This window comes from Rhodopirellula bahusiensis (genome assembly GCF_002727185.1).
In the GTDB taxonomy this organism is placed as follows: domain Bacteria; phylum Planctomycetota; class Planctomycetia; order Pirellulales; family Pirellulaceae; genus Rhodopirellula; species Rhodopirellula bahusiensis.
On the sequence record NZ_NIZW01000015.1, the window covers coordinates 123,081 to 143,219 of the forward strand.

The window sequence follows — 20,139 nt, forward strand, 5'->3', positions numbered from 1 at the left end:
CTAACATCAGGCAAGAAGTTCGGGGATGGGATCGTCGTCGCCCCCGATCTTAAAGGGACGCCCGTTGGGCGCGAAGAACTCCTCGTCCAACGGCAATCCAGCCGCCGCAGCGATGGTCTTGTTGAACGATGAAACGCTCACCGGATACTCATCGACATAGCTGCCGTGTTTGTCCGATGCCCCCAGGACTTGCCCACCTTGGATCCCGGCCCCCGCCAGCAAACTGCAGAACACGCCCGGGTGGTGATCACGGCCCGCGTTCGCATTCAGCTTCGGCTTGCGGCCAAATTCGGTCGTCAAAACCACCAGCGTCTCGTCGAGCAACCCCTTCGAGTGCAAATCGCGAAGCAAGAACCCCATCCCGTCGTCGACCTGGGTCGCCTTCTCGTTCAGACGCGAATAGAGGTCTTGGTGCATGTCCCATCCACCGAAATTCACCTCGACGAACCGAGCTCCCGACTCCACCAAACGGCGGGCAAGCAAGCAACCTTGGCCGAACGAGTTGCGACCATAGGCGTCACGAATCTTGGAATCCTCTTCGTTCAAGTCGAACACTTTCAAGTGCTCGCTTCCCATGAGCTTGCGAGTTTCCAAGTAGAGTTGGTTGTAAGCTTCGACATCGTTGTTCTTCCGCTGCGATTGAAACGATTTGTCGAATCGGTTGGCGAGAGCCAATCGGCGATAGAACAGTTTTTCATCCAGATACTTTGGCAGCTTGATGTTTTGCAAACCTGCGTTCGGGTTTGCGATCGGGACTGGCGACAACGCTGGCGGCAAGAAGCCCGCACCGGGATGCCGATTGCCGCTGCCGATCAGAAAGTTACCCGGCAACTCTCGGTTCTCTCGCCCCTTACGGTCCACCATCCACGCCCCCATGCCAGGATGTTGGATCGAGTTGATCTGCTTGTAGGCGGTCCGCATCAGGTAACGCCCTTGCTCGTGTGCCCCCGTTTCGGTGGACAGCGAACGAACCGTCGCGATGGCTCCGGCAAGGTAAGAAAGCTTTGGAAAGCGATCTCCGAACTGGATGCCGGGAACTCGAGTCGCAATGGGTTTTGTCTCGCCTGCCTCTTCCACACCGACTTTGGGATCGAACGTGTCCAAATGCGACATCGCACCATCCATGAACAGATAGATGATGTGCTTGGCTTTTTTGGCAGACGCGGACGCAGCATGAGCGCGACTGCTGGGCGACAACTCATCCCACCACGGCCCGCCCAAGGCGCCACCGGCGAAGGACACGCCGAGTGTTTGTTTTGCCAAACGGCTGATGAATCGTCGTCGATCTTCCAGGGTGAAATCAATTCCGGCCATGATTCGGTCTCGTGGGGGTGAACCGCAACGCGGGCGATGAGGAAAAAGGATAGGAAAGAGTGGGGATGCAATGCCAACCAACGCCCCAGTGGGTCACTGGACGAACAAGAATTCTCGCGTGTTGAGCAACGCCCAAATGATGTTGCCGTAGCCGACACCGGTTTGGTTTTGGCTGGACAATTCGCGCGAGGCGAGAACGCGATCATCCGTCGATGGTTTGCGAGTCAACACGCTCAGGAAGATCGCATCGATTCGTTTCTTGACGTTGTTCACTTGCAAAACGTTGTCCACCAAAGCTGAGCCTGGTTCCAACATCACGTGCGTGATCGGGCCGTTGAACATTGCCAAGATCTGCGGCACAGTGGCCTCATCCTGCGATCCATTGATGACCTCGCGATCACCTTGCCCAAACTGGCGTAAAAAGTGATCGGCGGGCAAAGGCGCAGGCAGCTCGCTGGCGCGACACAGCACATTGCGTTGATAGGCATGCTGATTCAGATTCCGTTTGTAGACCGGAGCGAAGTAGGATTCTTTGAACTTCGCGGAACGCCGCTTGACCTCCGCAAAATCCACCTTGGAGAAATCCAGGTCCAGAACGGGCTTCATCTCTTCCGCCGTTGGACGTTGGAATGGCCACGGGTTGCTCACGGCCAATGTCAGAATGGAATCCCAGACTTGTTCGGCTGTCATCCGCCGAACGGTGGGCCCAGGGAAGTAGTACATGTCTCCATCGGTGATGTCATAGTCAACGGCTTGCCGTTGGTATGTTTGGCTGTACAGAACGACGCGGGTCAGTTCCTTCAGATCGAATCCGCGTCGAATCAGTTCCTCGCACAGGTGATCCATCGCGGCTTCATTGACACAAGGGTTTTCGTCTCGGAAGTCATCCACGGGTTCCACAAAACCGACTCCCATCAAACGCTTCCAAAGCCGGTTCACGATCGTTTGACTGAACCGAGGATTCTCGGGACTGGTCACCCAAGCGGCGAACTGCTCACGAGGCGTCGCATTGGCGGCGGAAGTTGGGATTTCGCCCCACAGTACCTTGGGCTCAACAACGTCCTTCGGCTTGGCGTCGCGATAGGCATAGTCATGCGGCAATCGCAGACGTCGCGGTCGCTCACTGACAACGTAGGTGTTCGCGCGGGCGATGCGTTGAAACTCGCCGGGAACGCGTCCTTTGTCGAAGTGTTTTTTCCCCTCGTTGATCAGCGCGTTGGCGGGATTGGTTTTCTCGAATCCTGGATCGCCCTTTCGCATCCGAGTGCTGGTTCCCGCGGTGAATGCAGCCAGTTGATAAAACTGGTACTGCGACCACTCATCAAACGGATGGTCGTGACATTGAGCGCATCCGATTTGAGTCCCCAAGAAAACTCGTACCGTGTTGTCGATGTAAGGCAGCGGCATCCCATCATCGCGGAGCTGAAATCCGACGGCCGGGTTGTCCCAGACTTTGCCGTCCGCTGTCAGCATCTCGTAAACCCACTGGTCGTAGGGTTTGTTCTCGGCGATCGATTGCTTGACGTACCCGTTGTAAGGATCGGCGACCAAGTTTGGCTGGGGACGATCCACCAATCGCAACGTGTCCGCCCACCAGTTGTACGAATGACTGACGTAGTCGGGGCTGGAGAGCAATTGATCGATCAGCACTTCGCGTCGGTCGCTGGATTTGGATTCGAGGAACCGATTGGCTTCTTCCAAGGTCGGAATGCGTCCAGCGACATCCAAGTAGACACGTCGCAAAAACACTTCGTCGCTGGCCAGTTCTTGCGGCGTGATGCCCTCGGCCAACAATTCTCGCTCGATGAAGGTATCCAGTTCGTTCGCGGCGTAGCGAATTCCCTGGCGACTGGACGTGCGAACAGGGGCGACTTCCATGTCGACGGTTTTCTTCGAACGCACGCTTTCTGGAAGTCGAATCTTCGTTTTCGAGTTCGTTTTTTTGACGTTTCGTTGGTTGGCTCGCTGGGCAAACGCATCCGGGCCAAGCAAACAAAAGGCCAACAAAAACATTCCCATCAAACGCATCGAACCGCCTCGGTGACACATCGCGTCCACTCCGAAAAAACCAGAACTCAGAAAAGATGGCATCATGCTCCGTCCCCCTCTATCATAATCCATCGACTCGCGGGCAACCGGCGAATCAAACGCTCAGATCGCCCGCTGATTTTCACCCCCCCCCTCCCAGTCCCACCTTCGCAACGAATGGTTGCACGAACATCCGAAGAGACTGCCGGTGCCACTGGCGTCGAGGTCACTTTGGCAAACGTTGCGACCTCTCGTTCAAACGCATTCCCACTGACTATGAACTCAAACGGACCCACCTTGATGAATCCTCCGCGTATTCGCCGGTTCCTTCGACAACTCACACAGCATGCTTGCGTTGCTATCGCAGCATGCTCGATCGCCTCCTCTGCGACAGCCGCGAATCCAGAGGCTGCCGAAGCCGCTGCGACCTGGGAAACCAAAACGGTTGCTTCCGATAGCAAGGGTTCGAAGCAACAGGATGTGGAGATCTACCGGGGTGGAAAATTGATCGCCCGTCACCACTCCAGCTTGCTCGGCACGCCTGGCCTCTATCCGCTGAATTCTCCCTCGGGTTTGCCGCTGACGCGTGACTACCCGATGAAGGCCAAGGGCAAGTATGAACGGGACGACCACCATCACCATCGTTCGCTGTGGTTCACCCACGGCATCGTCAACGACCTCGATTTTTGGTTGGACAAACCAACGCCACACACCGGCTACGTCGTGCAGACTTCGATGTCCAAAGAGGAAGGCGAAGATGGAATCACGCTGACCACGAACAATGATTGGAACGACCCTGATGGCAACCGTGTTTTGAGCGATCAGCGGCAATGGACGTTCTCCGAATCACAAGGCGACACCGTCATCGACTTGGACGTTCGACTCAAAGCGACCGATGGCGATGTTACATTCGGTGACACCAAAGAAGGCACGCTTGGTGTTCGGGTCGCGGGCTCGATGAAAGTCGATGCGAAACTCGGTGGAACCGGACAAAACGCAGAAGGTCTGAAGGACGGCGCCGCATGGGGCAAGAAGTCAGCGTGGGTCGACTACAGTGGCCCGATCCAACAAGCCGGTTCAGACGAGCCATCCGATTGGCCCACCGCGGGCATCACGATGTTCTATCACCCGGGCAACTCGCAACCTGATTGCTACTGGCACGTCCGGACCTACGGTTTGTTCGCAGCAAACCCGTTCGGCCGCCATCACTTTGGCCAGCCTGAATACGAAGGCGTCAAAATCGCCGATGGAGAGCACTTGGACCTTCACTTCCGAATCGTGTTGCACGACGGTGGCTTCGATCGCGAAAAATCGGAGCAACACTTCGCTGATTACGCCGAAACCAAGCCATCGCTTTGAATTCGCCAGATCCATCTGCCGGTGATCCATCGCCGGCGTCCGCTTCCACGGCGTTTCATCCCAGCGGGTTTCGCTTGGATGGCCGCCGCGTTGTCGTCACTGGCGGCACGCAAGGAGTCGGCGGAGCGATCGCTCGTGGCCTGACCCGAGTCGGCGCGGACGTCGTTTTGATTGGACTCCAACGTGACGCCGCCGCGGAAGCAACCCTGACCGCTTGCCGTGACAGCGGACAGCGTGCGGAGTTGGTCCTGTGCGATCTTTCGACTTCCGCAGAAACCTGGATCGATCAACTGTTGTCACAAATCGACGAAGTGCTTCCGGGAGTGGACACGCTGGTCAACAACGCGGGCACCTTCATCGATGTTCCATTCTTGGAGATGACGACTGACCGATATCAAGCCACGATGAATCTCAACGTCGGGGCAGGGTACTTTCTCACCCAAGCCTTCGCGAAACGCTGGGTGACAAACCAAGTCGCTGGACGCGTTCTGTTCACCGGGTCCATCAATGGGTTCTTGGCAGAACCGGATCACACCGCCTACGACACCTCGAAGGGTGCGGTGGCTTCGATGGTCCGTTCGCTTTGCGTGTCGCTGGCACCGCATCAAATTCGCGTCAATTCGATGGCCCCAGGCTTGGTTCGAACACAGCTCACGGATGTGGTCAATCATGACGCTGCGATCGAGTCGTGGATGCAACTGCACACACCCAACGGGCAAATCCCGTCGCCGGACGCGTGCGTCGGAGCGGCAATTTTCTTGCTCAGCGACGTCGCAGCACATGTTCACGGACAAACACTCTTGGTCGATGGCGGCATGAGTGCGTGGCAACAACCGGACCTCCCCGCGGATCACTGATCCGCTTTCCCCTCCCCCCTTTCCCCACCGAAGTTCCTCACCATGACACACCACCGATTCGGCCCAAGACGCGCCTTGTTCGCGGCACTATCGATCTGTTTTTTCGCGAGCGTTGTGCAACCAAGCCTCGTTCGCGGTGATGTAAAGCTGCCTGGTTTCTTCACCGACCACATGGTCCTGCAACAAGAAAAGCCGATCCGAGTTTGGGGTTGGGCGGATCCATCTGAGAAAGTCCAAGTCACAATCGGCGATGATCAAGCCGCGACGCAAGCCAATCAAGACGGAAACTGGTTGGTTGAACTCCCCGCACGTTCGGCGAGTTCGGATGCGGTTGAAATCAAAGTGACCGGCAACAATGAGCTTCAGCTCAAAGACATTCTGATTGGTGAGGTCTGGTTGTGCTCGGGCCAATCCAACATGGAATGGCGAGTCCAATCCAGCGTGAACGCGGCGGAGGAAATCGCATCGGCAAACTACCCACAAATTCGGCACATGAAAGTGCCTCGCGTACCGTCTCCCATGGCGGTTGATGATGTGCCAGCGCCATGGCAAGTCTGTTCGCCGGAGACAGCGGGCCAGTTCACGGCGGCCGGATACTTCATGGCTCGACGACTGCACAAAGAATTGAACGTTCCAATCGGATTGGTCAACTCATCTTGGGGTGGAACCCGCATCGAACCTTGGACACCACCGGTTGGGTTTGAAGGCATCGAAGAACTCAAGGACATCTCCGAATCGGTCATTCAGCGCACACCAGGAACAGACGCATTTGAATCAGCACTTCAGAACCACGTGCAATCGACCAAAGCGTGGGTCGCGAAAGCTGAACAAGCACTCGCGAAAGATTCGTTCATCGAACCAGCACCGGTGTACCCCAGCTCGCTGACGCCGTTCACATCGCACGGCCAGCCAACGACGCTATACAACGGTATGATCCATCCTTTGATCCAAATGCCCATCCGTGGTGCGATCTGGTACCAAGGCGAAGCCAACCATCGCGAAGGGATGCTCTACACCGCCAAGATGCGAGCTTTGATTGACGGATGGCGAGCCAAGTGGGATCAAGGACCGTTCCCGTTCTACTTCGTGCAGATCGCTCCGTATCACTACGGCAATGAATCCGGCACGGTCCTGGCCAAGTTCTGGGAAGCTCAAGCGGCGGCCGCGGCCATTCCAAACACAGCGATGGTGGTCACCAACGACATCGCAACGGTCAACGACATTCACCCGCCAAACAAACAAGACGTGGGTAAACGTCTGGCCGACCTCGCGTTGCGTTATGACTACGGAAAGACGGACTTGGTCGCAGACAGCCCTGAATTGGATTCCGTGCAAACGCAGGACGGCAAACTGCGTCTGAGTTTCAAAAACACCGGCGGTGCACTTCAAACCAGCGACGGCAAAGCACCGAATTGGTTCGAAAACATTGGCCCAAACTCCGGCGGGTTCCAAGCGGCAACGGCGAAGATCGAAGGCGACGAGATTGTCCTGTCGTCCGACAAAGTCCAGCAACCAACCGCGATGCGATTCGGCTGGGACAAACTCGCCGAACCCAATCTGCGTGGAGCGACCGGCCTGCCGCTTTCGGCGTTTCGAGCTGGCAAGGTCCCCGAATTCGCACAAACAATTCCCGGCGCGGACGAATACGAATTGGTCTACGAGTTGGATTTGAGCAAACTGGGATCGTCGATTCAGTACGACGTCGACCATCACGAAAGCATTTCCAAATTCGATCGAGTGGCTTACCTGGTGTCGCTGGAAGATGCCGGCGGCAATGTGAAGTCGGTCTTCGTCAGCATGGATGCCTTCACCGATGACATCGCGAAAATTGGCATTCCGACCGCTGATGCAAAGGCGAAGTTTCAACAGTCGGTTGAGTCGATGACTGTCTACGGCAGCGACAGCAGCGTGTCGTCAGGTGCCGAAATTAAAAATGGCCGAATCGAGTTTTGGCCGAACAATTACAGCCCCAGCAACGCTGACAAGGTTCCCGGCGCGTCTGGAACCGCCTTCGACTTTGGCGATGAACCTGGAATGCCGGTCAGCGGTTATGGCTGCATGCAGGTTCACAATGTCGATGCACGCCAAACCGTATTTGCAATCAACAATTGGAAGAATGGACCAAATGCGGATCTGGGAATTGGCAATCACTCAGGCGAGCACAAGGATTGGACATTCACCAGCAATGCGTCGCAGTATGCGAGCAAGAAACTGCAGGTCTTGGTCCGCCCAGTGAAGTGACACCAAAGCCGCGAGTATCAATGTCGCCCCTCGGCTCCGACCGATGGATGATCGGATACCATCGAACGGAGTCGGTGGGCGACAGCAACGTATAGCAACGACAGTAAGCTGTCGCACGTTGGTCTCCAACGTGAGTTTGCGCTCATCTCGGTGGGGGACCACCGAGCTACAGGTTGAGGCTTGCGGTGATGGTTCGGTGCCTCAATGGTTGGCTTGGCCTTTGATGGTTCGCTGAGCGACTTCCCAGGCTTCGTTCAGGTGCTCGGCGTAGTCATCCGATGACAGCAGGTTTTCTTCCGACGTGTTGCCGCGAATTTCGATCAGCCATCCGTCAACGTAGGGCGATGCATTGATGACCGATGGCTCATCCAATGCGTCACCGTTGATCGCGACCAGCTCTCCAGCGATTGGCGAGAACAAATCGCTCTCGGCTTTCTTGCTCTCGATCGATCCGATTGTCTTGCGAGCCGTCAAAGGTGTGCCCGGTTCGACGAGCCAATCAAGAAAATAGACGTCTTGTAGCAAACGCACCGCGTAAGCTGACAAACCAAACCGCCACACGCATTGGTCATCGCCTGATGCCGCGGATTGGTCTGGCGATGGCGTCGCCCACATATGATTTTTCGCGTAGCGATAACCCTTGGGGAACGAAGCATCAAATTCGCCCATCGCGAACTTGAACTGCTCTCCTGGATTCGGATCGGATTCGTTCATTTGGATCAAGCTCGGTGGATCAATTGGCTGGGGCGATATCAATTTCGCCATGCACGAAACCTTGCGGGAACACCCGTTCGAACTTGCTGGTCGCGACGCGTTTCCACAATCCTGTGCGTCCGACGACCTTGCCCACTCGCGTCACCGGAACGCCCCAGTCGGTCGATTCTATGATCGCAGCTTGCTCGGGTGAAACGCAAAAGATCAATTCGAAATCTTCCCCGTCGCTCCAAGCATGCTCGAGCGGCGTCCGTCCACTCTTCTCAGAAAAGCGATGTGCGGCTTCCGAAATCGGCAGCGTCTCGAGCTCCAATTCCGCTCCCATGCGACTGGCCGCCAGCATCCGATCCAGATCCAAGCTGAAGCCGTCGCTGACATCGATCGCCGCGTGCACGTCGACTTTCTCTTTCAGCTTCGCAGCCAATTCGACTCTCGGTTCGGGTCGAAGGTGCCGGCCCAGCAAACTGCCGCCGAGCGATCCGGTGACGAACAGTGCGTCGCCTTCTTCGGCTCCCGTTCTCAGCCAAGGTTTTTCCACCCATCCGAGCAAGGTGATGCTGATCGAGAGCGGACCGTCGTAAGTCGAAAGATCACCGCCGGCAATCGCGACGTTGTACTTCTGAGCTGCTTCGAGAATGCCCTCGTAAACTTCCCCCGCGATCTCCGTCGCATTTTCAGCCGGCAACGCCAGCGTCACCAAAGCCGACGAAGGTGAGGCGCCCATCGCTGCGATGTCGCTGAGGTTGATCGCCATGGCTTTGAAGCCGATGTCGGACAGTGACTGTTCCTGGGAACGAAAATCAACGCCATCGAGAATTTGATCGGTGCAAGCGACCTGACGAAGTTGGGGCTGATCGGACGCGGGGGTTCCGGGCCAGTCGATCACGGCTGCATCGTCGCCAATACCGACGGCGACCTGGGGCAATTGGCGAGTTCGGCCGCGGAGGTAAGCGAGAAAGGACTGTTCCATTCTGAAATTCAGCTTCGTTGTCAGGGGGATTGGGGCAGCGAGCAATCATCATTGGCCAATTGGCTCGCCGATCGCAATCACTCACAGCTTACTCGGCAAGCAATTGCTCGATGCTCCCTCGCATCTGTTGCTCGCCGGGTGTGCCTTGCCAATTCATTTCACCCTGCCACCATCGACGAATGAACCCCTTCTTGTCAATCAAGTAGGTGGTCGGCCACATGGTATTTCCCCAAGCATTCCAATTGCCCGATTCTTCGTCGAACAAAACCGGGTATTCAAAACCGTCCTTTTCCACAGCAGCCAAAACGCGTTCTCGATTTCGCTCGGCAGACGTTTCGGGCCTTTGGATTCCGATCACGACCAAACCTTGATCGGCCATGTCGTCATGCCAAGCCTTGTAGTGCGGGAAGTTCCGTTGGCAATTGATGCACTGAAACGCATAGAAATAAACCGCGACGACTTTGCCACGCAAATCTTCCATCGTTTCGGGTTCGCCTTGGATCCACTCCGCACCTTCGAGCACAAACTCGGGGGCTCGTGGGTAGGTTCGTTGGACCTTTGAAAAGTCAAAGGTTTTTCCCAACAGAGTTCCGATCTTGGCTTGCTGATCCCGAGTCAAAAGGCCAACCAGACTCTGCCGCTCACGAGCCTGAATCGCAGCGACATCCTTTGCTGCGTCGGTGGCTTCCATCTCTTTGTCCGCGACCTGCTTCTGCAATTTCGCGACTTCTTCGTCCGTCGCCGCAAAGGTTTCCTTCAGCTTTTCAACCTGGCTCTCGCTCAACTCCAACGCCGCGACAGCATCCGGATGAACGACGAAGCGGGTTCCTGCCGCTTGCTTTTCGAGTTGCTTCAACCGGTTCATCTGGTCAGCTGACAAAACGCTGGACAATCGGCTTTTCAGCATCGCCGTCAATTCGCGAATTTCGGTCGATTGCTTCTCCAAAGGAGCGATCCGGTTGACCCACCAACGAGGATCGACCTCGCCGATGGCCTCGTAGACCTGATTGATTTGGTCCGTCGAAAGCTGCAGTTCCGCGTGCACCGAATCGTCGCGAATCATCTGCAGGACGAAAGGCGAAGCCGCGGGCTCGGCGGCCGAGGTTGAGTGCGAGACCGAAGAGGCAGTCGATAGCCCCAACACCCCAGCGAACAAGATTAAGAAAACTCGAATCGACATCGGGAATCTCTTTTAAAAAGACAGGGTCGCTAGAGGAGAAGCAGTATTAGAGGACCATGGTTGAGGCAGATTCAATTCACGAAGTGCCGCGGTTGCCTAAGCAACTGATCCGGTGCGAAATGGTTGTTTTCGCCCACTTCCCGCCAATGAACCGTCTTCGTGACGATCACCCCAAACGGGCCGGCACCGGGAATTGCAGGCTGAATTTAGTTCCACGTCCGGTTTCGCTTTGGACGGAAATGCGTGCCCCGTGGGCTTCAATGATCTTTCGAGCGGTCGGCAATCCGAGTCCCGACCCGCCATCTTTCGTGCTGTAGAACGGCTCGAACATGTGCAGCACGGTGTTGTCGTCGACTCCGGTTCCGGTGTCGATTAAATCCAAATTCACGCCGCCGCGCGTGCTGTAGGTTCGCGCCCAAAGCTGGCCACCATCGGGCATCGCCTCCAATGCGTTTTTCACCAGATTCATCAGTGCCGACTGCAACGCGTCGCTGTGCAAACGAATCGACGGCAGATCAGGATCGAGGTAGCGCTGCAGTTCGACGTCCTGAGAATCGGCTTGAGCCTGGTAGGCGTCGAGGACTTGTTGAATTTGGTCGTTCAGACTGCCGGGGACCAAATCGATGTGGCGCAATCGAGCGAAACGTAAGAAATCCCGCAGCAGCCCTTCCATGCGTTCGCATTGATTGCGGACCATGTCGACTCGATTTTGGCAGCGACGACTCGACGGAGAATCAATCTCCATCAAATCTTCGCTCAGCAAATCGATGTTCATGTGAATGATGGAAAGCGGGTTTTTGATCTCGTGGGCCAGCGACCCAGCGAGTTCCGCTAGCTCTTCGTAGTGGCTGCGTGCCTCTTGCATCTCCGCTTCGTGCCGTGCTTGCTCGCGAGACCGATCGCTGCGATTCGAATGAGCAGGGGAGCGTTCAGCGCCCGACTGGGCACCTGGATTTTCCGAAGGCAATGCGTCGTCGTGACTGGAAAAAATCGGCTCGGACATGAATGAACGCGGGAAAAGGGCGGGCAACGGATCGGCCCCATCTCTCCGGAGGGCTCAGGGCCGGTCCATTGTACCGCTCAATCGTCCCGCTGCCGATTGCCACCCTCCCGATTTCGAGGTCGTGCCGCTTTCAAGTTGTTGGTTTGCAAAGCGTTTCTCATCACCCTCCCCTTGGAGGTTGTGCAGTTTTATTTCACCCTCCCTTTGGGAGGGTCGGCCCGCTTCGGGCCGGGGAGGGTTACGCGCTGGTTCCGATGCTCGACCCTCCCCTCGCTTCGCTCGACCCTCCCACGGGGAGGGTGATGAGAAACGCTTGGCAACACAGCAGTTAAAAACGGCACGCCCTTTTCCAGGCGAGTGCCCAGAGGCAGCCCCGGCGTGGAATCGCACCGGAGACGAGAGGTCATTCACGACCTCGACGAACGTGTGCTTCGCAGCTAAAACATTCGATTCGCTCATTTCTTTCCCCGAACGATCTCGATGGGTCGCAAATGTCCTCCGCTGCCGCAGCTTCCGAAACCACTCAGAACTCCGATCCGTACATTCAATCGCTGTTTGCCGAACGAATTGGCGGAGCGAACTACGGCAAAAGCACCGAGATCTACAAGTTCGAAAAAATCAAGCGAGCCAAGCGAAAGGCCCTGGCTGATCACCCCGAACGCCAACTGTTGGATTTCGGAATCGGTGAAAACGATTCCATGGCCGACGCTTCGATCCGCGAAGTGATGGGCCGGGAAATCAATCAAGTCGAAAACCGTGGCTACGCCGACAATGGCGTCTCGGAATACAAGGAGGCCGCCGCTCGGCTGATGCAGCGTCAATTCGGCGTGAAGCTGGATCCTGAAACGCAAATCAACCACTGCATCGGCAGCAAACCAGCCTACGCGATGTTACCGGCGTGTTTCATCAACCCGGGCGACATCACCATGATGACCGTGCCAGGCTATCCGGTCGCTGGCACTCACACTCGTTACTACGGCGGCGATGTCTACCGTTTGCCATTGTTGGCCGAGAACAATTTCTTGCCCGACTTGGACGCGATCCCAGACGATGTGTTTCGTCGCACCAAGTTGATGATTTTGAACTACCCCAATTCGCCCACCGGCGGCACGGCACCAAAGTCATTCTTCGAAGACGTGGTCGCGCTCGCGAAAGAAAAAGAGTTCGTCGTCGTCAACGATGCCGCTCACATCATGCTGACCTTCGACGGCAAACCGACCAGCTTCCTGGAAGTTCCGGGTGCGTTGGATGTCGGCGTCGAAGTCCACTCGATGAGCAAAGGCTACGACATGATCGGATGGCGAATGGGATTCGTCGCTGGTCACCCGCTGGTCGTCAAAGCGTTCTCGGACGTCAAAGACAACAGCGACAGCGGTCAGTTCATCGCCACTCAAAAAGCGGCTGCCGCGGCGCTGGACGATGACTCGATTCCAGAACGCATTCGCACCAAGTACCGTCGCCGGATGGAAAAACTGGTCAAGGTCCTGCGTGATTGCGGCTTCGAAGCTGAGATGCCCGGAGGAACTTACTTCCTTTACACGAAATCTCCTTCGGGAACCGCGAGCGGCGAAACCTTTGCCGCGGCCGAAGACGCAACCCGATTCCTGATCGAAGAAAACGGCATCGTCACCGTGCCGTGGGATGACGCCGGTTCGTTCCTTCGCTTCAGCGTGACCTACATCGCAGAAGACGAAGCCGCCGAAGACGCTTTGATGGCCGAAACGGCAGCCCGGTTGAGCGGAGCCGGTTTCCAATGGAAATCCTAGGCGGTCCCCACTTCGCAGTCGCGGGTGCCGGCGAAAGCCACGGCCCCGCGGTCACCACGATCATCCATGGATCCCCCGCGGGATTCCGGATTCGTCGCAGCGATGTGCAACCGTTCCTCGACCGACGTCGGCCGGGCGGCAACAAACACGGCACGCCCCGAAACGAAAAAGACAAAGTCGTTTTTCTGTCGGGGCTGTACCAGGACGACACCGACGCGTTGCTGACCGGATCGAGACTGACGGTTGATGTCGACGACCAATCGTTCGAAACAGAAGGCTACGAAAACGGCTTCACGACCGGTGAACCGATCGCTGCAATCGTTCTTTCGACCAGCAAGAAATCGGGCGACTACACCCAGTTCAGCGGTCCCACCGGCGAAGTCCGTCCGGGTCACACCGACCTGGTGAAGTTTCATCAATCCAAAGGCTTCGTCGACGTTCGCGGCGGAGGCCGATCGAGCTACCGATCGACCATCACCGATGTGATCGGCGGCAGTGTCGCTCGCATTATCTTGCGTGAATGCTTTGGAACCCGGTTCGTCTCTTCCATCTGCCAAGTCGGTTCACTCAAGGCCGAACGTAGCTTGGCGGATTCACTGACAATCGAAAACGTCGACGAGATTGAAAACTCGCTCGGCGAGGCGGAGATCGCGTCGATCGATTCCGACTTCGCAAATGAAGCGGGCGAGCTGATCAAAGAAACTCGTAAACGCGGTGATTCCCTCGGCGCGGCCGTCGAAGTGGTTGCCGTCGGCGTTCCACCGTTGCTGGGACAACCACTGTATCAAAGCCTGAAGGTTCGCCTGATGGGAGCACTCGGTGGACTCAACGCGGTGCAGTCCTGCGAGATCGGATCGGGCGTGGATGTCATTCCGCGAACCGGAAGCGAGAACAACGATCCCATTCGCAGCGGAGGATACCAATCCAACACGCACGGTGGATTGATCGGTGGCATCACGACGGGCAATCCATTGGTCGCGAGAGTCGGATTCAAACCCACTTCGACGATCAACCTGCCGCAAGATTCCGTCAACAAGCAATTGGACGAAATCGAATTCGAGCTGGCGAAGGGCCGGCACGATCCGTGCGTTGGCGTTCGAGCCGGCGTGACTCTGGAATCACGCATGGCGATCGAGCTGCTCAACTCAGTGTTGGCGTATCAAGCCACCGCTCATTGCGGCGACTCGATTCAGCTATTTTAAATTAGCGAACGTTGCTCGCTCGGTCGAAATCGAGCGAGTTATGCATCGACGATTCTCAGATCGCTTCGCTGCCTTCGAACAGAGACACTTCGGCTCCGTCGAGGAAGCTGACCAGTGACTTGGCTCGGTAGGGTTGTTGCAATTTGCGAACAGCCTTGCTCTCGATCTGGCGAACACGTTCGCGGGTGACCTGGAAAATCCGGCCCACTTCTTCCAACGTGTAGGTGTAGCCGTCGGCCAAGCCATATCGCAAACGAAGGATCTCCCGTTCGCGATAGTTCAGTGTTTCCATTGCCAAGTCGATCTGATGCTTCAGAGCTTCGCGGTTGGTTTCGACCAATGGATCGTCGTCGCGGTGGTCTTGCAGGAATTCTCCGAAGACGCTGTCGTCATGATCGCCCACCGGTTGATCCAATGACAACGGTTGACGGCTCATCTTCAGAATCACGCGTGTGTCATCGAGCGACAAACCACTGCGTTTGGAAACTTCTTCGGCGGTGGGTTCGCGACCGTGTTCCTGAACCAAGTCACGTGTGATTTGGCGAATCTTGTTCATCGTGTCGATCATGTGCACAGGCACGCGAATCGTTCGACTTTGATCAGCGATCGCTCGCGTGATCGCCTGACGAATCCACCATGTTGCGTAGGTGCTGAACTTGTACCCACGGGCGTGTTCGAACTTGTCGACCGCTCGCATCAACCCTGTGTTGCCCTCTTGAATCAGGTCCAAGAACGACAGACCACGGTTGCGATACTTCTTCGCGATCGAAACGACCAATCGCAAGTTGCCCGCTGACAAGACTCGTTTGGCCGCGTCGTAGTCGTCGCGAAAAGTGTCGCAACGGTCGACTCGGCGAGACAACGTGCGAGGTGTTTCGTAGGTCAAACGCATCAGGCTGCGGAGCTCGGATCGTAGTTCATCCACCGATGGCATACCGGGCATGGTTGAACGATGAGCATCGGCCAAGATCGCTTTGATCTCTTGCATGCGTTCGCAACTGCGACGCAGCTTTTCGAAGATGGGTTGCAGCTTGTTGGTTCGAAGATTCATTTCCTCGACCAGACGAACCGCTTTGTTTCGGCGGATCACCAGGTTCCGCCAAGCGGCACGGCGACGACGCATCGGTAGCGACGAATTGATCGCCACCATGTAGTCACCGCGATTTTCACGCAGCAGGTAATCCAGCGTCCGTGTGTTTGGAACGATTCGCTTCATGATCGCTTTTTTCTCGGCCGCGTTTGTCACGCTGACTTCGATGGTGCGGTCCAGACGCAACTGTTTGTCGCGGACTTGTTGCAGCAATTTCAGGGCTGCTTGCAACATGAAATCGGTTGCCATCATGCAATGACGATAGCGTTCCCGAGTGGCTTCGATCTGCTGGGCAGCGGCCACCTCCTGATCTCGTGTCAGCAATGGGATCTGCCCCATTTGCATGAGATACATCCGCACGGGATCTTCTGTCGGGTCGGTTGGAAACTCGTCGCGACGCGAAACAGCGTCCTCATCCCCCGTCGAACCCGATTCAATTTCCTCGGAAATAGAATCCGAGAATTCTTGGCCCATTGTGCGAGACCGGCGATTCACCGAATCCTCGGCATCAAAGGCGTCGTCCTGCAAGCTACGGCGGCTGAGCTTCTTTCCCATCAAGGTCTCCTCGACACCCGAAACAACATCAACACGGTTGGGTGAATGAGACCAAGCACCGGCGGTGCCAGTCGCCTGCTGAGGCAACGCATAAATCATAGCAAACCGTTGTCGCATAAAGGTTTAGACGGACGAACCGCCTACGGGGTGGATAAGCTTGCGACGTGGCATGTGGGTTCCAGACATCACCAATGTTGCGTTCCCGCAACGCTCGATGAAAAACCACCACACGCCTCAACTTCGTGACTATTGGATGCACGACGTTCCCCCGCCTCGCATACAAAAACGTAGGTCACGTCTGAGTGATGTCACACAAGATTCGGAATTCGTTGTCATCATTTTGGCCCGATGGATGGAACAACCAAGCCGGTCCGTGGGGACTACACTCCACCCGACCAGCTACAGCAAACCTTCCATGAGCTGCATCGGTGAATCAGGGTGCCCCACCGTCCGCTACAACGATCCCCACCCACCGTTTAAACTCGCTCGTCGCGTCAAAGCAAATTGCTTGGTCGCGCAAGCGGTCCATACAATTGGACGCACCTCGACGATGCGAAGTTCCGTGGAGCCCTCGAATGCGACTGGATGAATTGGATGAGTGACTGGGCCGACTACGCGCCGCTGAGCCCCGAGGATGTCGCCGATCCCTCTCGTGTCGCCAAATCATTGGCTGCGATCGCCGGCAGCGGGGTTTCAGATGACCTGTTGCAGTTGCTGTGGTCCAGTTTGGTGGAGCACCTGCATCTGACCGACGATCCCGACGAATCGATCGATCGATTGAGTCAGTTCATCGGCGTCTCTCGTAGCCCGATGGCTCTGCTCGCGTTGTTCGAACGTGATCCAATGATGCTGCCAGCGTTGCTGCAGGTCCTCAGCACCAGCCCGGCGATCGCGAAACTGCTGATCAACGACCCGGAAAGTTTCGATCTGATCCGAGCCAGTGATGGCTCCCCAGCCCAACGATCGGTCTTGGTCGACGAGCTGTCCGGCGAGATGAAAACGATCCAATCGAATCGCCGTGCTGCGTTCGCCATCCGAAGATTCGCGAGTCGAGAAATCTTGCGGATCGCGTACGGCGAATTTGTTCGGGGACTTCCGCCGGACAAGGTTCAATCTCAGATCAGCTTTGTCACCGATGCGATCATGGAAGCGGCCCTGGCTTTTGCCACTTCTTCCATTTCCGCCAAACGATCCATCCCTCAACGCATCGACGGAAGCCAGCCTCAGTTTTCGATCATCGCACTTGGCAACTACGGCGGTCAAGAAATCGGCTACGAATCGCAGTTGGACCTGTTGCTGCTGTGTGACCAAATCGACCGCAAAAACGCCAGTCACATTGAATTTCATCGGCAAGTGGCTCGAAGTCTGGTCGAATTGCTGCAATCCAATGGCAGCCAAGTGATCCCCTTCACCCTGCGTTTCGACCATCAACCGACACAGAACGAAATGACGTTGTCGGACACGCAACGCTTGGGCGTTCAATCGTCTCGTCTTCAGTCATCACTGGGACGACAAACGTCTGACAATTCGAGCACGGTCAGTTCAGGAGCGGACGTTGATTTCTTTGGCATCAACGAAGCCGCGACGCACTACGAACGTAATGGTCGCACTTGGCAACGGTTGGCATTTGTAAAAGCGCGTCACGCCGCGGGAAAAGAATCTCTGTCCCAGTCGTTTCTAAAACGCATCGAACCGTGGGTCTATCACCATTTGTTGACCCGCAGCGAAATCGCGGACATTCGTGTGCTGCGTCGAAAGTTGGAAAAGCGAGCCGTCGCGACTTCTTCCACCAACGGCACTCCTATCGCCGATGTGCCGGGAGGTCGCCGCGACATTGAACTCACAATCCAGTTCTTGCAATTGCTGCACGGAGGTGACCTGCCCGACGTTCGTGTCACCGGAACGCTGCCCGCGATCTCTGAACTGTCACGCCACGGTTGCCTGACGTCTCAAGAAGCCACGATCCTGTCGACCAACCACGCGAAACTTTGTCGACTGGAACATTTGTTGGCGGTGTTGTTTGATCACCGAATCTCACACTTGCCCGAAGAACGCGATGTGCGTTCCCGTCTCGCTTGGCGATTGGGAGTCCGCACGGAATCCGAGAGCGGCAAAGCGATTCATATCCAAGGCGACGCGGATCGATTCGAGAAGATGCTGCAGGAAACGTTTGATGTGAATCGCAAGATCATCAATCACTTGATGGTCGATGAAGTCCCGCCGAGCGAGACTTCAGAAGCCAGCGAAAGCTCTGGTTCCGCCGCCAATAATGAAGCTGGATCGCTGCACGATTTAGCCGTCATCACTGAACTGATTCTGGATCCTACTCCAGACATGGACGTGTTCCAACAAACGGTTGCTCAGTATCGATTCGACAATGTGCCGCAAGCCATTTCAAACGTGCTCGCGCTCAGCCAAGAAACCGTTTCGTTTCTTTCGCCTCGCCGGTGCCGTCACTTCTTCGCCGCCGTCGCCCCGCGCGTCTTGCAAGAGATCGCAGCTTCGCCCGATCCCGATTCGACGCTCGCGCGATTGGTCGCGATGACGGACTCGATTGGTGCCAAAGCCACTCTTTGGGAACTGCTTCGAACCAACGATGCAACGTTAAAGCTGACCATTTCGATGTGTTCGCTGGCGCCGTATCTGACGAACATCTTGATTGATCATCCGGGAATGATCGACGAGCTGATCGATTCACTGGTGATGGATCGCCTTCCAACAACTGAACGACTGGACGCCCAAACCATTCGGCTGTGCGATGGAGTCGATGAGATTGTCGATGTCCTGCGTCACGTCAAAGCGAGTGCTCATCTGATGATCGGCGTTCGCGATTTGCTGGGCAAAGAATCGATTGACTCAATCAGTCGTTCGCTGACCGATATCGCTGAAGCCTGCTTGCGACGAGTGATCGACCAGGAACACGAACTTCTCGCTCAGCGATACGGCGATCCCCTCGATAAAAATGGCGAGCGATCAGAATTGGTCGCGGTGGCGTTGGGGCGTTTCGCGGGCGGCGAAATGAACTACCACAGCGATCTGGACCTGACGTTTGTGTACACGGCTGAAGGCGAGACCAAACGCCGAGTCGGTGGCCCTCGATCGACGCTTTCCAATCGCCAATTCTTCAATCAACTCGCGGGCAATATCCTTCGTCGAATGGACCAATCCATCGAAGGTCGTTTGTACGAGATGGACTTGCCCTTCGCCGGTGGTGCGGATGAGTCCGTGTTGGCGATGTCACGAGACCAATTCATCAAACCGTTTCGTCAACGAACCGCTTCGCTTTGGCAGTCCGTCACCTTGTGCAAAGCGAGGCCTATCTCCGGCTCTCGCGAAGCTCGCGAATCAATCGAACAGATGCTTCGCAGCGTGACCCGCGGTGTCAGCTGGCGAGACAGCATGAACGGCGATCTTCGCGATTGGCGAGAGAACAGTGAATCGACAGCCGGCCCCAACAATTTGAAACGCGGTGCTGGTGGGTTGGTGGACATCGAGCTGATCGCCGCCGTTGGTGTTCTGCGTATGGCGAGCGATGACGACTTTCCACTGCACGCCAACACGGTCAAATGCCTGGAAGAACTTTCGCGTGCCGATTGTTATTCCAACGACGATGTGGAAACGTTGGCTCGCAACTACCGAACGCTACGAAGCATCGAAGGCAAACTCCGCTTGCTCAACACGGTCGCTCGGCATGAACTGCCACTTGGGTTTGATGACGAAGAAGCGCCGCTGGAACTGAAGCAACTGGCGAGTCTAGCGGGAGCCGAATCGCCCGGTGAACTGTTGAGCCAATGTGAAATCGTCCGCCAGGAAAACCGCGAATTGTTGAATCGGCTGGTCCCGAAGTGAGCGGCAATGGA

13 protein-coding genes are annotated in these 20,139 nt (G+C 56.3%); 6 read left to right on the forward strand and 7 right to left on the reverse strand.

All coding sequences use genetic code 11. The features are described from left to right. Positions 1-6 precede the first annotated feature (6 nt). The gene (locus CEE69_RS19370) at positions 7-1,314 is read right to left on the reverse strand and encodes a DUF1501 domain-containing protein (RefSeq protein ID WP_099262264.1); all 1,308 of its coding nucleotides are present in this window, start codon (positions 1,312-1,314) and stop codon (positions 7-9) included. 93 nt (positions 1,315-1,407) lie between these two features. Continuing rightward, complete coding sequence (locus CEE69_RS19375) at positions 1,408-3,405, reverse strand: DUF1549 and DUF1553 domain-containing protein (RefSeq protein WP_099262325.1); 1,998 nt, start codon at positions 3,403-3,405, stop codon at positions 1,408-1,410. A 237-nt stretch (positions 3,406-3,642) separates the two neighbouring features. Here CEE69_RS19375 and CEE69_RS19380 point away from each other — a divergent pair, with 237 nt between their 5' ends. Genes CEE69_RS19380 through CEE69_RS19390 form a run of 3 tightly spaced genes read left to right on the forward strand, consistent with a single transcriptional unit; the run spans position 3,643 to position 7,799 of the window. Further along, positions 3,643-4,701: a DUF6807 domain-containing protein gene (locus CEE69_RS19380; protein WP_233215412.1), complete on the forward strand. Its 1,059-nt coding sequence runs from the start codon at positions 3,643-3,645 to the stop codon at positions 4,699-4,701. Continuing rightward, on the forward strand, positions 4,698-5,558 hold the full coding sequence (locus tag CEE69_RS19385) for an SDR family NAD(P)-dependent oxidoreductase (protein WP_099262265.1): 861 nt from the start codon (positions 4,698-4,700) through the stop codon (positions 5,556-5,558). Before CEE69_RS19380 ends, CEE69_RS19385 begins: the two co-directional genes overlap by 4 nt. Positions 5,559-5,600: 42 nt before the next feature. Continuing rightward, positions 5,601-7,799 carry a sialate O-acetylesterase gene (locus tag CEE69_RS19390; protein WP_099262266.1) on the forward strand — a complete coding sequence of 733 codons (2,199 nt, stop codon included), beginning with the start codon at positions 5,601-5,603 and terminating at the stop codon, positions 7,797-7,799. Between the two features lie 201 nt (positions 7,800-8,000). Here CEE69_RS19390 and CEE69_RS19395 read toward each other — a convergent pair whose 3' ends face one another. The 4 genes from CEE69_RS19395 to CEE69_RS19410 form a co-directional block, all read right to left on the reverse strand. Next, positions 8,001-8,513, reverse strand: a complete 513-nt coding sequence (locus tag CEE69_RS19395; RefSeq protein ID WP_099262327.1) for a glycine cleavage system protein H — start codon at positions 8,511-8,513, stop codon at positions 8,001-8,003. Between the two features lie 19 nt (positions 8,514-8,532). Beyond that, complete coding sequence (locus CEE69_RS19400; protein ID WP_099262267.1) at positions 8,533-9,483, reverse strand: thiamine-phosphate kinase; 951 nt, start codon at positions 9,481-9,483, stop codon at positions 8,533-8,535. 88 nt (positions 9,484-9,571) lie between these two features. Further along, on the reverse strand, positions 9,572-10,663 hold the full coding sequence (locus CEE69_RS19405) for a redoxin domain-containing protein (protein ID WP_099262268.1): 1,092 nt from the start codon (positions 10,661-10,663) through the stop codon (positions 9,572-9,574). Positions 10,664-10,829: 166 nt separating this feature from the next. Then, positions 10,830-11,666: a sensor histidine kinase gene (locus CEE69_RS19410; protein ID WP_099262269.1), complete on the reverse strand. Its 837-nt coding sequence runs from the start codon at positions 11,664-11,666 to the stop codon at positions 10,830-10,832. 491 nt (positions 11,667-12,157) lie between these two features. Here CEE69_RS19410 and CEE69_RS19415 point away from each other — a divergent pair, with 491 nt between their 5' ends. Both CEE69_RS19415 and CEE69_RS19420 read left to right on the forward strand, forming a co-directional pair. After that, positions 12,158-13,432: an LL-diaminopimelate aminotransferase gene (locus CEE69_RS19415; RefSeq protein ID WP_099262270.1), complete on the forward strand. Its 1,275-nt coding sequence runs from the start codon at positions 12,158-12,160 to the stop codon at positions 13,430-13,432. Continuing rightward, positions 13,420-14,634 carry a chorismate synthase gene (locus tag CEE69_RS19420; RefSeq protein ID WP_099262271.1) on the forward strand — a complete coding sequence of 405 codons (1,215 nt, stop codon included), beginning with the start codon at positions 13,420-13,422 and terminating at the stop codon, positions 14,632-14,634. Before CEE69_RS19415 ends, CEE69_RS19420 begins: the two co-directional genes overlap by 13 nt. Positions 14,635-14,689: 55 nt before the next feature. Here CEE69_RS19420 and CEE69_RS19425 read toward each other — a convergent pair whose 3' ends face one another. Further along, entirely contained in the window at positions 14,690-16,378 is a 1,689-nt protein-coding gene (locus tag CEE69_RS19425; protein ID WP_099262272.1) for an RNA polymerase sigma factor RpoD/SigA, read from the reverse strand. Positions 16,379-16,873: 495 nt separating this feature from the next. Between CEE69_RS19425 and CEE69_RS19430 the strand changes: the two genes are divergently transcribed. Continuing rightward, the gene (locus tag CEE69_RS19430; RefSeq protein ID WP_233215413.1) at positions 16,874-20,128 is read left to right on the forward strand and encodes a [protein-PII] uridylyltransferase family protein; all 3,255 of its coding nucleotides are present in this window, start codon (positions 16,874-16,876) and stop codon (positions 20,126-20,128) included. Positions 20,129-20,139 lie beyond the last annotated feature (11 nt).